Source organism: Algoriphagus machipongonensis, from assembly GCF_000166275.1.
GTDB classification, from domain to species: domain Bacteria; phylum Bacteroidota; class Bacteroidia; order Cytophagales; family Cyclobacteriaceae; genus Algoriphagus; species Algoriphagus machipongonensis.
The window spans coordinates 558,556-573,840 of record NZ_CM001023.1; the positions used below are offsets into that span (position 1 = coordinate 558,556).

13 protein-coding genes are annotated in these 15,285 nt (G+C 38.6%); 7 read left to right on the forward strand and 6 right to left on the reverse strand.

The annotated features are described in order from the left end of the window. The first annotated feature begins 14 nt into the window (after positions 1-14). Both ALPR1_RS02290 and ALPR1_RS20775 read left to right on the forward strand, forming a co-directional pair. The gene (locus tag ALPR1_RS02290) at positions 15-428 is read left to right on the forward strand and encodes an OsmC family protein (protein ID WP_008198133.1); all 414 of its coding nucleotides are present in this window, start codon (positions 15-17) and stop codon (positions 426-428) included. Positions 429-573: 145 nt separating this feature from the next. Then, positions 574-936 carry a hypothetical protein gene (locus tag ALPR1_RS20775; RefSeq protein WP_153231756.1) on the forward strand — a complete coding sequence of 121 codons (363 nt, stop codon included), beginning with the start codon at positions 574-576 and terminating at the stop codon, positions 934-936. A 39-nt stretch (positions 937-975) separates the two neighbouring features. Here ALPR1_RS20775 and rlmF read toward each other — a convergent pair whose 3' ends face one another. The 3 genes from rlmF to ALPR1_RS02305 form a co-directional block, all read right to left on the reverse strand. Beyond that, positions 976-1,935 carry a 23S rRNA (adenine(1618)-N(6))-methyltransferase RlmF gene (gene rlmF, locus ALPR1_RS02295; RefSeq protein ID WP_008198134.1) on the reverse strand — a complete coding sequence of 320 codons (960 nt, stop codon included), beginning with the start codon at positions 1,933-1,935 and terminating at the stop codon, positions 976-978. A 1-nt stretch (position 1,936) separates the two neighbouring features. Beyond that, on the reverse strand, positions 1,937-2,668 hold the full coding sequence (locus ALPR1_RS02300; RefSeq protein WP_008198135.1) for an SIMPL domain-containing protein: 732 nt from the start codon (positions 2,666-2,668) through the stop codon (positions 1,937-1,939). 103 nt (positions 2,669-2,771) lie between these two features. Beyond that, positions 2,772-4,253: a M14 family zinc carboxypeptidase gene (locus tag ALPR1_RS02305; protein ID WP_040303147.1), complete on the reverse strand. Its 1,482-nt coding sequence runs from the start codon at positions 4,251-4,253 to the stop codon at positions 2,772-2,774. Between the two features lie 87 nt (positions 4,254-4,340). Between ALPR1_RS02305 and ALPR1_RS02310 the strand changes: the two genes are divergently transcribed. Continuing rightward, positions 4,341-5,351: a dipeptide epimerase gene (locus ALPR1_RS02310; RefSeq protein ID WP_008198138.1), complete on the forward strand. Its 1,011-nt coding sequence runs from the start codon at positions 4,341-4,343 to the stop codon at positions 5,349-5,351. Between the two features lie 134 nt (positions 5,352-5,485). On the opposite strand, the gene ALPR1_RS02315 is transcribed toward ALPR1_RS02310, so the two are convergent. Further along, positions 5,486-6,178 carry a response regulator transcription factor gene (locus tag ALPR1_RS02315; protein ID WP_008198139.1) on the reverse strand — a complete coding sequence of 231 codons (693 nt, stop codon included), beginning with the start codon at positions 6,176-6,178 and terminating at the stop codon, positions 5,486-5,488. Then, the gene (locus ALPR1_RS02320; RefSeq protein WP_040302476.1) at positions 6,175-7,887 is read right to left on the reverse strand and encodes a sensor histidine kinase; all 1,713 of its coding nucleotides are present in this window, start codon (positions 7,885-7,887) and stop codon (positions 6,175-6,177) included. The genes ALPR1_RS02315 and ALPR1_RS02320 overlap by 4 nt, the downstream gene beginning before the upstream one ends. Before the next feature lie 216 nt (positions 7,888-8,103). Between ALPR1_RS02320 and lysA the strand changes: the two genes are divergently transcribed. The 4 genes from lysA (at position 8,104) to ALPR1_RS02340 (ending at position 14,074) form a co-directional block, all read left to right on the forward strand. Next, on the forward strand, positions 8,104-9,336 hold the full coding sequence (gene lysA / locus ALPR1_RS02325) for a diaminopimelate decarboxylase (RefSeq protein WP_008198143.1): 1,233 nt from the start codon (positions 8,104-8,106) through the stop codon (positions 9,334-9,336). A gap of 230 nt (positions 9,337-9,566) precedes the next feature. Further along, positions 9,567-10,610 carry a PorP/SprF family type IX secretion system membrane protein gene (locus tag ALPR1_RS02330; protein ID WP_008198145.1) on the forward strand — a complete coding sequence of 348 codons (1,044 nt, stop codon included), beginning with the start codon at positions 9,567-9,569 and terminating at the stop codon, positions 10,608-10,610. 371 nt (positions 10,611-10,981) lie between these two features. Continuing rightward, positions 10,982-13,048, forward strand: coding sequence for a T9SS C-terminal target domain-containing protein (locus ALPR1_RS02335; protein WP_008198146.1), 2,067 nt, complete (start codon positions 10,982-10,984; stop codon positions 13,046-13,048). A gap of 3 nt (positions 13,049-13,051) precedes the next feature. Further along, a complete protein-coding gene (locus ALPR1_RS02340) occupies positions 13,052-14,074 on the forward strand; it encodes a PorP/SprF family type IX secretion system membrane protein (RefSeq protein WP_008198148.1) in 1,023 nt (340 codons plus the stop codon). Between the two features lie 170 nt (positions 14,075-14,244). Here the strand turns inward: ALPR1_RS02340 and ALPR1_RS02345 are convergent, their stop codons facing one another. Continuing rightward, on the reverse strand, positions 14,245-15,279 hold the full coding sequence (locus ALPR1_RS02345) for a hypothetical protein (RefSeq protein WP_008198150.1): 1,035 nt from the start codon (positions 15,277-15,279) through the stop codon (positions 14,245-14,247). Positions 15,280-15,285: the final 6 nt, after the last annotated feature.

Below are 15,285 nucleotides of genomic sequence, written 5' to 3' on the forward strand. Positions count from 1 at the left end.
AAAAAATTTTAACCATGATTAGAAAAGCAACCGCCGTATGGCAAGGAAATGGAAAAAATGGCAAAGGTCATTTGACCACTCCAAGTACTGTTTTAGATAAAACACAATATTCCTTTAATTCTCGATTTGAGGATGGAGTGGGTACTAACCCAGAGGAATTAATTGCTGCTGCTCATTCGGGATGTTTTGCCATGAAACTAAGTTTCAACCTTCAAGAGGCTGGTTTTACAGCTGATGAATTGGATGTAACTTCCAATATTACTTTTGAAGATGGAACGCTGAAAAAGTCACATTTAGTGCTGAAAGCGAAAGTGGATGGCATCGAACAAAGTAAATTTGATGAGCTAGTGAAAGATGCTGAAAAAAATTGTCCTATTTCTCAAGTTTTGAATTTGGAAATCAGCGTTGAGAGTACTTTGAACGCTTGATTTTATTAAAAGTATCAAGGTTTTAGAACCAAGTTTTAAAATTTGATGCGATAAAAAATGGGAAAGGGGGTCTGAATTAGTTCAGACCGCCTTTTTTTGCTTATTGACTAGCCTGAAAAGAATAATACTTAAACTATTCTTGCGAGTGAGGACACTCGCAAAGGCGAAAATTGCCCTGATTCGTGTCTCCACGAATCAATTGATGCCTTATCCCTGCGAGTGGAGACACTCGCAGAAGCGCAAGAAGATATTTCTATGCTGTAGACTTTTTTTCTGTGATCCTTGGACAAAAATCCAAGTACCTGATACCTGTCTTTACGAATCAATTGAATCCTTTTTCCCGGGAGTGGAGTTACTAGCAAAGGCGAGAAATACTTACTATGCCCTGATTCGTGTCTCCACGAATCAATTGGTGCCTTATCCCTGCGAGTGGAGACACTCGCAGAAGCGCAAGAAGATATTTCTATGCTGTAGACTTTTACGGGACGCTTGGACTTACCAAAATTAATATTCCAAAACTTACTATTTCCTCACCTTGTTTTTATTTTTAATACCATCGTCTTTTTGCCCAGCCTTCTTGTTGCGTGGGATTTAGAAAAGTCCAGGCAATGAATCGAGTTTTTTTATTTCCATGTGTCATCTGGATGATTTTTCGCTCAGCAACATTTGCTTTTTTCAAGGCAAGAATCAAATCTTTTAAATGCTCCTCTTTCGATACCAAAGAAGTAAACCAGTAACAGTTGAATTTGTAGATTTTACTTTCCAGAATCATTTTACGAATAAAAGTCAGTTCGCCTCCTTTACACCAGAGCTCATTGCTTTGCCCTCCAAAGTTTAGCGTGACAGTTTTGCCCACCTTCCCTTTCAGGTTTTTCACCTTACGGGTGCTTCCAGCCAATGCTGCCTCTTTGGATTCGTGAAACGGTGGGTTGCAAAGTACAAGATCAAAAACATCGTCTGATCGGATGATACCACTCAGAATTTCCTTGGGGTTTTCCTGAAGTCTCAGGTTTACCTTTTTTAGGATTTGTGGATTTGAGTTGAGGTTTTGCTGAGCGGAATGAATCGCTTTGGGATCAATTTCTGAACCCACAAAATTCCAATTGTAAATTCTGGTTCCCAAGAGTGGGTAAATACAATTTGCGCCTGTCCCAAGGTCCAAAACATTTACTTTTTCTCCTTCGGGTAGCTTACCTTTATTACAGTCTGAAAGTAAATCTGCCAAATAATGCAAGTAATCTACTCTTCCAGGAATAGGTGGGCAAAGATAGCCCGAGGGAATATCCCAATCTGATATTTGATAAAAATGCTTTAAGAGGGCTCGATTAAGTTCTTTGACCGCTTTTGGGTCGGCGAAATCTATGCTGAGATCTCCATACTTATTCTCAGCCACAAATTTTTCAAGTTCAGGCTGGGTGTTTATTAAGCTAGGGAAATCATATCGATCTCGATGGAGGTTACTTGGATGTAAGCCAGGTTTGAGTTCGTTTTTTGGAGTCTTTTTCAAATTAATCTACTTCAAAAACCAGCTTCATCGTGATGGAAGCAGTTTTGTTTTTATCTGCCGTATTAAAGGTTCCACCCCAGGAATAGTCTTCCCCTGAGTTTTGGCCTGTGATCTGAAAGATACCCATATTTGCGGATATCAGGTCTCCTAAGTCGCCTTTTGAGTTCTCGGCAATCCTCTCTGCACGAACTCTCGCATCTTCAGTAGCCTTGGCGATCATTTCTAGTTTCAATGACTCCAATCCGGTATAATAATACCGTGGAGGCTGAGAATAGAAGGCGATTCCTTGGTTTAACAATTCCGTGATTTCTCTACTGATTCGCTCAACTTTTTCTACGTCTTCGGATTCTATTTTTAAGGATTGATTCAAAGTATACCCCTCAAAAGTTTGACCTAGGTATCGCCCATCATTGGAGTAATTCTGTCGATATTTTGGATTTGTATTGACCGCATTAAAAATCAGTTTGTCAGCGGAAATACCTTTTGAGATCAAGTATTCTGTTACAAGCTTTTTATCCTTTTCAAGGTCTGCATAAGCTGATTTTAAATCTAAACTCTCCCTTGAGAAATTTCCTTCCCAGACTACTAAATCGGAAGTAAAGTTGCTCTCCCCAAGACCTGTCACATGTATGGTGCCTTGAGGCCGATTTCGTTTGATTACTGCATTCCCTAAAACTATGGAAGCTATTACAATTGCTAGAGCAAAGAGAATGGAGGATAGGTGCTTGTTCATCATTTTGAAAAATCAGAGATGGAAAATAACAATAATTACTTGTTGATAATCAAAAAAACCGCCAAGTGACGGGTTTTTTGGATTGAAGAACATTTATTAACAATTAATAAATGGGTTGCATGAATAGCTCATCTTTAGGATTTTCCAAGTCAATCAAATAGCCGTTGACTAAGGCGTATTTTAAATTTCCATTTTTGGAGAGATAGAAATTAGGAGCAGAGCCTGTAGTCCAGCCACCAGAAAAAGTATCCGTGCTTTTTAAAACTAAAATTGGAAGGTGATGTACCTCCTTTGGCATTCCACTTTTTATTTTCACAGCTAAAAATCCTTCTTTTAATAGCTCTAGAGCCTTTTCTTCAGTAAGATCTTCTATGGAATTAAATGTAGTTTCATAAACTTTTCCTTCTGTGAACTCAAGACCTGAAGCATCCAGCGTTTCCCGAGCAAAATAAACCTGCATATCTCCAAGGTCATCAATGGAGCCAGAGACATAATAGCCATTTGGGATTTCAGATTCCCTTCTACGGATCACTAGGTCGATTGGGTATTTCTTTCCATTTACATTGACCTGCATTTCGTTGATCAATAAATCTACGAGCTTGGAATCGTTATCAGGAATGGCAAAATATTGCTCGGTAGTATAGCTTTCATATCCTTTGGTAGCAATTTCATGCAGGGCTTCCAAGATGATCATAAAATTGAGTTGACGGATATACTGTTTATCTGGATCTCCCCAATAGCCGCCAGATTCAATTAAAATAGTGCTGGTTCCCCATTTGGTAATATTGTCTCCAAATGCCCTTGGTTCGAAAGCATCGTCGTATTTCCCTACTTGCCCGGGAATCACTTGCTGTAAAACCTGGTTCATTCCTACGATGGTCTGCATTGCTTTTTCCCTCACATCATTCACATCAGTAGCATAATTATAGGCAGGAGCCAAAACAGAAATAGTCGCTTGTTTTGGAGTGCCTTCTACATTATAATACACTTGCTGATCATGTAGGTTGAACCCAAATTCTGGTTCGAAATCATCTCTGGCTTTTTTAAGAATAATGGCCTCTGGAGAAATTTGAGAGATAGCATCTCGATTCAAATCAATATCTAAGCTGTTTCTTCTTTTGAAAGCCTCTGCGCCGTCAGGGTTGATCAAAGGGATAAATTTGATTTCTAAATTTTCTTTGAGTGTATTTCGGATCGGATCAAATTCATCTCCACTTCCTTCTAAAAAGTTGAAAAGATCAAAAAGGGCCATGGTGGCAGTACTTTCATTGCCATGCATTTGAGACCAAAGCATCACTTTGGTTTTGCCATTTCCCCAATCCATACTGGAAATTGAACGGTGATCGATAGACTCACCTAAGACTTCCACTTTAAATTCTTGGGAGTGTTTTTGTATCAAAGGTTGCAGGTCGGCATGCTTGAATCGCCGATTAGTAATAGCAGCCTCTTTATATTTTTTATATGCAGCCTCTAAAGTTTCGATAGATAGTGGCTCATTCGTATATTTATTTGCAGTTTTGTAACTAGTTAGCAAAAAGCAAAACAGCAAAAAAATGCTAACATGGGATGCCCGGGATATTTTCATATGGCTTCTATTTTCTTTTTGTGTCAAAGTAAAACTAGCCATTGGGAATGAAAAAGTATATGAAACGCCCTAAAAATTAATGAACATATGAAACTTACCTATTTCGTAGAGGATCTTCCTTTAAAGCATACATTTACCATTGCTCACCAGAGTAGGGATATTCAGGATACACTCCTTGTCAAACTAGAAGAAAATGGCATGGTGGGATATGGAGAATCTACTACGAATCCATTTTATGGAATGACGGTAGAAAATATGAGTGAAGCATTAGAGTGTTTTAGGGAAACGGTAGAAAACGGCAATTGGAATAGCCCCGAGGAATTATGGGAGCTAGGAAAAGATTGTTTTAAGGAAAACCCATTTGCACAATGTGCTTTGGATATGGCTGCTTGGGATTTATTTGCTAAAAAGAAGGGGCAAAAGTTATATGAGTATTTAAAATTGGATCCAGCAGATATTCCTACAACCAATTTTACTATTGGTATTGATACTGTGCCAAAGATGGTTTCTAAAATGCAGGAGGTTCATTGGCCTATTTATAAGATCAAGTTAGGCACTTCAGATGATCTTGCCATTGTGCGGGAACTTAGAAAGCATACAGATGCGGTTTTTCGTATTGATGCCAATTGTGCATGGTCAGCAGAGCAGGCAATAAATTATTCTGGGGAGTTGAAGAAGTTGGGTGTGGAGTTTATGGAGCAGCCACTGGGGAAAGATGATCTAGAAGGGATGAAGGAAGTTTATCTGCATTCGCAGCTTCCGGTAATTGCTGATGAGAGCTGTATTGTCGAATCTGATGTCAAAAAATGTCATGGGCTTTTTCATGGAATTAACGTCAAGTTGGTGAAAGCTGGAGGGATAACTCCTGGGCTCAGAATGATTCATGAAGCAAAATCTTTAGGGATGAAAACGATGGTTGGTTGTATGACAGAGTCGTCTATAGGTATTTCTGCGATTGCACATATTGCTCCATTACTAGATTATGTAGATATGGATGGAGCGATGCTTCTGGCTAAAGATCCTGCAAAAGGGGTAACTATTACACCTGAAAAAGTAACTTTCTCGGAAGAGAATGGTATAGGTGCCACTTTGGTTTGATTAAAAAGGTGCTAAAATCAAAAGAGGCATGGAAATTAATCCTTGCCTCTTTTAGATAGTCTATTTAAAATCGGTAATACTTCTAGAACGATTCCCAACTGCTTATGTTGGATTTATTCCCGACTATTTAATATTTATTCACTTACGATCAACTTAAAGCCTTCACCATGAACGGTGATGATCTGTACTTTTGGATCGTCCTTGAGTAGTTTTCTGATTTTGCTGAGATAAACATCCATACTTCTTGCGTTGAAGTAGCTGTCATCTCCCCAGATTTGCTTCAAAGCATGACTTCTGTTGACCAAGTTATTTATTTCAGAAGCTAATAGTCTGATGAGTTCATTTTCCTTAGAAGTGAGTTTATGCTTCCCTTTTGGGCCTTCTATGAATTGCTCGTCATAGTGAAGGACAAAACCTCCAAACGTATAGGTTTTAAGTGGAGATACTTCTGAGCTTTTTTGAGTTCTTCTTAAGATAGCTGTTACTCTTAATAGTAGCTCCTCCATGCTAAAAGGCTTCGTGATATAATCGTCAGCGCCTATTTTTAGCCCCTCGATGATATCGTCCTTTTGATTTTTAGCTGTTAAGAATAAAATAGGTAGGTTGTCCTGTACCTTTTTGATTTCCTTCGCAAGCGTAAAGCCATCTTTCTTAGGCATCATAATATCCAAAAGACAAAGGTCGTATTTGTCTTTTTTGAATTTATTCCAGCCTTCTTCCCCATCTCTGCAGAGTGTGGGTTCGTAGCCTTTCATTTCTAAATATTCCTGAAGTATATCGCCAAGATTTGGGTCATCTTCTACAACCAATAGTTTTGCTTTGCTCATTGTTTTTTGGGTAAGTTTATGGTGAACGTGGTTCCCTTTCCAACTTCACTTTCCACTTGAATTCCTCCTTTGTGTGCTTCTAGCATGGCTTTAACATAAGATAAGCCCAGGCCAAAGCCTTTTACATCATGCACGTTTCCAGTAGGAACTCTATAAAATTTATCAAATATTTTCTTTTGGGCATCTTTAGACATCCCAATTCCATTGTCTTTGATCTTGATGATTACTTGATCCTCACCGTCACTGGCTTCCATTTTTATGGTGGGAGCGTTTGGCGTGTATTTGATGGCATTATCCAATAAATTATTGAAAATATGCGTCAAATGAAAAACGTCTCCTTCGATCAAAGGTTCTTTTAGGCTATCTCTTAAGGTCAAGGTACCGCCTTTTTTCTCTACTTGAAGGCTGATGTGCTGCATGGTTGATTCCAACAGTTCGCTTAGGTTGACCTCTTCAAACTTCAATTTGAAATCCTGTTTATCTAATGCTGCGGCCTGCAATACTTTTTCCACTTGGGCTGTGAGCCTCTTGTTTTCATCTTTGATGATTCCCAAATAGCGATTTCTAAATTTACCCTGAGTAGAAAGCTCAGGATCTTGTAAAGCTTCTACTGCGAGACTAACAGTTGCCAATGGAGTTTTAAACTCATGGGTCATGTTATTGATGAAATCATTCTTTGTGTCGGATAAGGCTTTCTGTTTGAAAATTACCTTGATCGCATAGATGAAACAGAAAATAATGACGGCTATAAATAGAACTGAGCTGGATAATGGCAGCCATACTTGCCTGATAACATGATAGCTTTTATCAGGAAAGTAAATGTATAGGAAGTTGTCCTCACCTAGAATGTCATTTGGAAATAGCTGAGCTTTTGTTCCTTTATCTATTAATGTGGCTGGATCTGTAACTGGCCCCAATGGCGTTAATTCCCCATTGTTTTTTAATAAACCCATTTCGAAAGATTCGGAAATTCCGCGTTCTATCAAATGGTTACGTAAAAGTGCTCTTGCTTGCAAAGTGTCAAGTCTTTCTAAAATGGCCTTTTGTCCTGCTAACTCATTCCAGGTTTTTTCAACCATATCAATCTTGAAATTTGCCCTACGTATTTTTTCAAGGATATCGTCTGAAATGTTGATTTGGGTAAAAACTTCAGGTCTTTGAGCAGTCCTACCACCTGAAATTTTTGTAGCCTTCTCCCTTTCGCTGAGATATTTAAGTTGCCTTTCCTTTTCTTCAAGCAAAATTTCCATTTCATCTGGAGTGAACATGCTGGAAGCAAGTTCGGGAGTCATGTAGGTGAAAAACATTTCCAACTCCTTCAATAAACTCATATCAAATCCTCTGGATTCTAGGATTCGACGGAAAGTAGGGCTTACTTCAGGTGCAGGTTCATTTAATAAAGTATCGACAATAGATGGCCTGGATGGATAGACGGAACGCTGTTGAATTTGAAAAGTGATGGGTTCAATTTTTTCAAAAAGGGATTCCTGCAGTACAGAGTCTTTCATAAGTGAACTCAGCAACACATCCGAGGTTTCACTTTTTTCCAGTTGGTCAATGGTGCCTGAAAGTGCCATGTAAACATTTTGGTCAAATCTTTCCCGGTTTATGCTTACTGCATTACGCACCCAATAGTATTGAAATCCCATCAAACCGAAGCTTGCGAGGGACATCAAAACGATGATAAGCGTAATGTTTCTTTTAGACATAATGCAAATTTAGTCTGATTCTTAGGTCAGCTATAGAGGTTAACAATATTTAACTGCGTATAGAATTGTAAAGGAAGCCTGTTTTAACAACATTTTGGGAAATGTATCCGATCTTGAGCGATGATTTCTTAATTACACCTTAATAAGGTAGGAAAACAGGGGGCTTATGCCTCCTTTTTTTCTGAATTGGCTATCTTTGGGCGCAAATTTCAGACCATGCCTAGACCTCAACACCCCTTAACGATTCAGGGAGTATCCTTAAATTCAGTAGCTGAACAGTTTGGTACGCCCGTATATGTGTACGATGGAGACAAAATCACCTCCCAGATTAAAACATTACAGCAAGCATTTTCCAAGGTGCCGTTGAAGATCAAATATGCGACTAAAGCTTTGACTAATGTTAATATTCTGAAAGTTGTTAAGCTAGCTGGTGGTGAAGTGGATGCTGTTTCCGTTCAGGAAGTCCGATTGTGTTTAGAAGCTGGTTTTAAAGCTGAAGACATTATGTATACTCCTAATGGAGTGAGTTTGGAAGAAATCAAAGAAGTGGTTGAGCTAGGTGCCATGATTAATCTTGATAATCTTCCAGTCTTGGAATTGTTTGGTCAAACTTATGGCCATGAAGTTCCGGTTTGCATCCGAATCAATCCTCATATTATGGCAGGCGGAAATGCCAAGATATCCGTAGGGCATATTGCAAGTAAGTTTGGAGTATCTATTCATCAGCTGGATGAGATTTTGGAGCTTGTAAAGAAATATAATATTCAAGTGACAGGGCTTCATTTGCATACAGGTTCTGATATTTTGGATGCTGAAGTATTCTTAAAAAGTGGAAATGTCTTATTTGAGGCTGCATTGAAATTTCCTGAACTGAAGTTTCTTGATTTTGGAGGAGGCTTTAAAGTAGGTTATAAAGAAGGAGATGTTGTCACCGATATGATGGAAGTTGGGAACCGTGTGTCAGAGGCATTCCTGAAGTTTTGTGAGAAGTATGGTAAGAAATTGGAATTATGGCTAGAGCCAGGGAAGTTTGTAGTAAGTGAAGCTGGCTCCCTATTAGTACAGGCTAATGTGGTTAAGAAAACTCCTCAAATTACTTTTGTGGGAGTTAATTCAGGTCTGAACCACTTGATAAGACCCATGATGTATGATGCATATCATGATGTTTATAATTTAAGTAATCCAGAAGGAGAAGAGAAGAAATATAATGTGGTAGGCTACATCTGTGAAACTGACACCATCGCTGCCGAAAGGGATATTGCAGAGGTAAGAATGGGGGATTTTCTAGCGATTAAAAATGCAGGTGCTTATGGTATCAGCATGGCTTCCAACTATAATTCAAGATTAAGGCCAGCAGAGGTGTTGATTTGGGAAGGTAAGGCTAGGTTAATCAGAAAACGTGAAGAATTTGAAGATCTACTCCGAAACCAGGTAGTTTTAGATCTTTAATGGGAATAATTTAATACTAAAAATTTCTTTGGTATAGTTATTGATTTTCAATGCCAAAATTGACGGATAAACATAAAAAAATTGTGTTTTGTCAATATGGTTTGAAACCAAATAAGATTGTTTGCCTCAATCATAAGCCCTAGTAGTTTCACAACCTACATTTTATTTAAATTTCACATAACAGCGTTGCAGTTTGTTTAAATTGATCGTTGGATAGGTGAAGAAAGATTATGTTGAGGAAGATCTTAGGCATAGGTATTTTAATATGGGCACTGTTACAGCTGCCAATAAGCTCCTATGCTCAAGATACCCAGTTTTCACAATTTTATGCGGCTCCTTTATTTTTAAACCCAGCTTTAACGGGCTCTTCAGAATTAACTAGAATAGGAATCAATTACAGAAACCAATGGCCTGGCTTAGACCAGAGTTTTAATTCCTACTCCGCGTACATTGACCATTATATATTTGACTATAATTCTGGTGTTGGATTGATTTTCAATGGAAGTCAGGAATCAATGGCGCAGCTTTCAACCAATGAAATTGGTCTCTTGTATTCTTATAAGCTTCAAATTTCGGAAAACCTCTTCTTTAGTGTTGGTGGTCAAGCAAGTTACATGCAGCGAAATGCCTTTTTTTCAGACTTGGTTTTTGGAAGCCAAATAGATATCATCAACGGGACGGTCGGAGGAATAACGGATGAGCTGAATGGGGTGCCTCTTGATTCCAAGTACAGTTTTATGGACTACTCTATCGGAGCTCTTATATTTACAGATAAATATTGGTTTGGAGTTTCTGCGCATCATTTATCTGAACCCAACCGCTCATTTGTGGATGGTCAGCTTTCAAAGCTTCCCATGAAGCTTTCCGCTCAAGGTGGAATAAAATTCGATTTGGGGCATGGAGGCAGAGATTATTTCACCCATCAATATTCGGAACGCTCAATTTCCTTCGCGTTTAATTATAAGCAGCAGGATCCTTTTAGCCAATTGGATGTCGGAGCCCAATTATATTTGGAGCCATTGGTTTTAGGTTTATGGTATCGAGGTCTTCCAACAAAAAATTCATTGCCCAACAATGAGGCTTTCATTGGTCTAGTAGGAGTATCACTTCCAAGTGGATTAGATATAGGATATTCCTATGATGTAACAGCCTCAAAACTAGGTTTAAAAAACAGTGGTGGAGCACATGAGGTCTCTGTGAGATATACTTTTCTTTGGGGAGATCCTAAAAACCGAAATCAAAGAGGAAGAGTAATTCCCTGCTTCAAATACTAAATTGGACTTCTCTTAGAGTCAATTATAGAAAAATATTAATTTTTCTGGAAAATTTTTTCTAAGCCTGATTTTCAGGCTTTTGTATTTTATGCTCAAAAAAAAGCATCACCACCTACTTTTTTTGGGTATGGTAATATTTTAAGAAAAATAACACTATTTAAAGGAGTATTTCATTTTTTGCCTAAGCCTCTCAACGCTTGGATATTAGAATTATTCTGTATTTATTTCAAATAATCTTCAAATTTTAAGAATATCATTTTGCTGTATATGACTTACAAAAAATAATATTCTTAAAAATGAAATACAAAAACCCTATTATATAAGGCAATTTTACCCTACTGAAAATCAGTGTCCTGAATTCCAGGTTAATTATGAAAAAGGCATTCTTATTTTATGGCTTGATGGTATTCCTACCCCTTTTGGTGAATGGGTCTGTTTTGCCTTTGAATGCAAACAGCTTTTTCACCTCTCCAAATTTGGAGAATACCCCTGGTTTGGGTTCAGAAGTAATACAAGTAGACGTTTCCGGTAAACTTGCTCTATGCTCTCATTCCGAGAAGGGGCATATCATTTTAACAGTTTCAGGAGGAGTTGCTCCTTATACTTACAAATGGAATACACTTGAAACTACCAAAGATCGTACCAATTTATATGCCGGTACCTATACGGTTGATATAACTGATGCCGAGGGAACAGTTCATACAGAAAGAATAGTTGTTCAACCTCCATTTCCATTAATATTAGATCCAATAGAAGTTGAAAATGCATCCTGTGGATCTGGTGCAAATGGGAAGGCAAAAGTGAGTGTGAAGATTGGAAGAGGCGAACCCTATACTATAAAGTGGAGCAATGGGATCACTGATCAATGGGAAGTGGATCAGCTTCAGCCAGGTACTTACTCTGTTACAGTTGGAGATAAATATAACTGTGATGTTACGGTTTCTTTTGAAGTTAAAAGTGAATCAGAGGGAATTACTGTTTCAGAGGATATTCAAAATGAAACCTGTACAGAAACCGGTAATGGCTCTATTAACCTAAGTGTCAGTGGAGGGCAAGCTCCTTATACTTATTCCTGGAGTAACGGTTCTACTCAGCCAAACCTTTCTAACCTGAAAGCAGGTAGCTATACAGTGATAGTGAAAGACCAGACGGGCTGCTCATATACAGCAAGCTATGAGGTTACTTCACCAGTTTCCTTTTCCTTATCTGAGAATGTAGAAAACCCAAGTTGTTTAGGAAATGCGGATGGGAAAATAGATGTGGCAGTAGTAGGAGGAAGTGCTCCATTTACCTATCAATGGAATAATGGACAAGGTGGACCTTCTCTTTATGGACTAGAAGCTGGAGTTTATTCAGTATTAGTATCAGATGCATCTGGATGTACAGTATCCAAGGAATTTAATTTGACTAATAACTCGCAGTTAAACTTGAAGCTTGTTGAAAAGCAAGATGTAAGCTGTGAAGGGGACGACTCAGGGAAAATTTTCTTAGAAGTATCCGGGGCATCTGGAGAAGTGGAAGTTTTATGGTCTGATGGAGTCAAAGGGTTATTAACCAGAGAAAATTTGGCTCCGGGAGCCTACAGCGTAACAGCCACTGAAATAGGTGGGTGTGAAGTCAGTAATTCATTTGAAATAAAAGCAGCAGGTTCGATGAATGCACGAATCGAAAGCATGCTGGATGTTGATTGTGATCAAGGCTCAATTACAGGAGTAGCTTGGGTTTCTATTCAAGGAGGAGTTGAGCCTTATTCCATCGAGTGGAACACAGGAGATACTGATTTGAGAGAGGTTCAATTCTTCCAAAGCAAGACACTTCAAGTAAAAATTTCGGATGCCACAGGATGCTCAGTTGTCTCCGAAGCAAAAGTTGATTACCCATCCTTCTCCACCCAAGAAGGAAGATTGAATTTTCAGTTTAGAAAACTGGAAATTACTAATGAACCAGAAGTAAAAGTAGATGAGCAGGTCCTTTTTGAAAGTGAAATTCCCGAAGAGTTTATCGCCTGGGAATGGCATTTTGGAGATGGACAGAAGTCTACTGATAAAGACCCAGTACATGTTTTTGAAAAAGCAGGGGCTTTTGAAGTGACTTTAACTGCTTATGATTTATATGGATGTTCAAGTGTTGAGAAAAATACTGTTCAGGTAACCCAGCCTGAAGAAATGGTAGTTATTCCCAATGCATTTTCACCAAACGGTGATGGCCTAAACGACACGTTTATACCCAAAATGAAGGCTGTCACAAATTTCTCCATGGAAGTATTCAATACCTGGGGAGAAAAAATGTATGCAACGACCAGTCTTGAATCCAAAGGCTGGGATGGAACATACAAAGGTCAGGCTTTGCCGGCCGGAAATTACTTATACAAGATCACCTATACTTCTGCAACTGGCGAAAATTTAAGCCTAACTGGAGGTATCACCCTTATTAGATAATTTATGAAACGATTATTTACGCTTTTAATGATGGGACTTCTGTCCTTGAGTCTCTATGCTCAGGATGTTCAGTACTCCCAGTTTTATGCTGCACCTCTCTACCTTAATCCTGCCATGGCAGGCTCTTCAGAAATGACACGAATAGGTGTGAATTATAGAAATCAATGGCCTGGTTTAGACCAATCCTTTAATTCTTATTCAGCCTATATAGATCATTATTTATTTAATATAAATAGTGGAATTGGTCTGATTTTCAATAAATCCCAGCAAAGCATGGCCAACTTGAGCGTTTCAGAAATAGGAGCAGTTTATTCTTATAGAATGCGTTTAGGCTTTAGATCTTTTTTGAGAATAGGTGGCCAGGTAAGCTATATGGATAGAGATGCCTACTTCGGTGACTTGCTTTTTGGTAGCCAAATTGATGATCAAACAGGAGCGATCGGTGATTATAGCGGTGAAAATATTGGTGAAGATTTTCGTCAGCAGTTTGTTGACTACAGCTTTGGCTTTTTATACAATAATGAAAACGTTTGGTTTGGTCTTTCTACGGCTCATGTCACTCAACCTAATATGTCATTTATAGATGGTCAAAGTAGACTTCCGCTTAAAGTTTCAGCTCATGGTGGAGTGAAATTCGATTTGTCTGGGGGTAGTTCAAGGGCGTTTTATAATCAAAAGTCCGGTACTAGAGAATTGACATTAGCTTTCAATTACAAAAACCAAAAACCATTTTCTCAATTGGATATTGGAGCTCAAGTTAATATTCAGCCTATTGTATTGGGGGTTTGGTATAGAGGTATTCCAGTATCTAATTCAGAGCAACCCAATCACGAGTCCATCGTGGCCCTAGTAGGTATGTCTCTGGGAGGAGGACTGGATATTGGGTATAGCCATGATTTTACTTTATCATCCCTAGGAAATGCTAATACCGGAGGAGCACATGAGATATCATTACGATATAGCTTCCTTTGGGGAAAAGCCTCTGAAGGAGGAAGAAAGTCTTCAATGCCTTGTTTCAAATATTAGAGAAAAGAACTTCCATTGAATGGCTCTTTAGAAAAACTAATTTAGTTATAGATATTTTGGAAGTCTTTTAGCGTTCATTTTCCTTATGATTCGCATCAATTCAAAAAATATCACAAGAGAATTGAAATTTTTATAAAATAGCCCTCCCGACAGCTGGGAAGGCCAGAATTCTAATCTTTGAGTGGGATCGAGAGAGTTCCGCTACACCAGCCTGCCATTAAATCTCCGTCATATTGACCTAGATAATATAAAATTTCCCAGTCTTTCTCCGTGTCTATTTGGTAAGGGCCAAAATACTCTTGGTCTGCAATGGGAGTGGGTTCCATTCCACTATTGCCCCGAATTGTATGACGGTATAATTGTCTAAGTGGGATTCTACTTAATAGGCGATTTGCCAAAACTGTCGGACCTGTCGCTTGTGTAAAAAAATTAACTGCATACAATCTGGAGCGATAGGCCTCAGCCAATGCCGGTTTGTTGATAGCCTCAGCCTCAACAATTTTACTTTTTAACCAAACCATTCTATTTTGAAAATAGGTGTTCAGGTCATCTTGGGTTAACCCAATTTGGGCCAGACCATCTGTAGAAAGAGCAAACCGTTGATATGGAAGCCTTCTATCCAAAATCGTGTTTGGGAAAACCTCGTAGAGTTGTTTATCAGGATACTCCATATCCAAGGGGTCAAATCTTGATATTACTGTTTTGCTATCATCAGGAGTATTGATTGTGAAAAGGAAGGGATTGACTGTAAATCGATCTGGGTCACCATCTGAGGTTATTTGGTTTCGGCCCTCAAAAATAGGTCCTTTATAAGGGCCATTTGATTTGGGACGATTTGCAAATCGGCAAAGAGCTCCCTTCATTTTTTCATTTAACTCGGGAACTGTCTCACCATTAATCTGTACTTCTTTTACTAATATCCCGATTCCTCTGGAGTTATAATTCGAATAGTCTGGAGAAGCTTCCCTAATGTTTTTAATATCAAATTGGGTATTGCTTCGCAATGGATCCTTAAAGCACTCCTCTTTTGGACCATATGCTTTTTCTATGTCTTTGGCTTGTGACCAAATAGACGGATCTAGTAAAGTTTCACCGGCCACTGAATAAGTAAAGCCACTGATCCCTCTCTGTTCATTGGATGGATCAGGGTCCGTAGCCAACCTGCATTGAAAATACCCGTCAAAAATAATGTCTAGAATTGCCATAAAAAG

Coding starts and splice junctions, on each gene's coding strand:
- ALPR1_RS02315 (WP_008198139.1), bottom strand. CDS start 6,178: ATGAGCAAAGCAAAACTATTGGTTGTAGAAGATGACCCAAATCTTGGC.
- ALPR1_RS02305 (WP_040303147.1), bottom strand. CDS start 4,253: ATGAAAATATCCCGGGCATCCCATGTTAGCATTTTTTTGCTGTTTTGC.
- ALPR1_RS02310 (WP_008198138.1), top strand. CDS start 4,341: ATGAAACTTACCTATTTCGTAGAGGATCTTCCTTTAAAGCATACATTT.
- ALPR1_RS02345 (WP_008198150.1), bottom strand. CDS start 15,279: ATGGCAATTCTAGACATTATTTTTGACGGGTATTTTCAATGCAGGTTG.
- ALPR1_RS02330 (WP_008198145.1), top strand. CDS start 9,567: ATGTTGAGGAAGATCTTAGGCATAGGTATTTTAATATGGGCACTGTTA.
- ALPR1_RS02320 (WP_040302476.1), bottom strand. CDS start 7,887: ATGTCTAAAAGAAACATTACGCTTATCATCGTTTTGATGTCCCTCGCA.
- ALPR1_RS02300 (WP_008198135.1), bottom strand. CDS start 2,668: ATGAACAAGCACCTATCCTCCATTCTCTTTGCTCTAGCAATTGTAATA.
- ALPR1_RS02340 (WP_008198148.1), top strand. CDS start 13,052: ATGAAACGATTATTTACGCTTTTAATGATGGGACTTCTGTCCTTGAGT.
- ALPR1_RS02335 (WP_008198146.1), top strand. CDS start 10,982: ATGAAAAAGGCATTCTTATTTTATGGCTTGATGGTATTCCTACCCCTT.
- ALPR1_RS02290 (WP_008198133.1), top strand. CDS start 15: ATGATTAGAAAAGCAACCGCCGTATGGCAAGGAAATGGAAAAAATGGC.
- lysA (WP_008198143.1), top strand. CDS start 8,104: ATGCCTAGACCTCAACACCCCTTAACGATTCAGGGAGTATCCTTAAAT.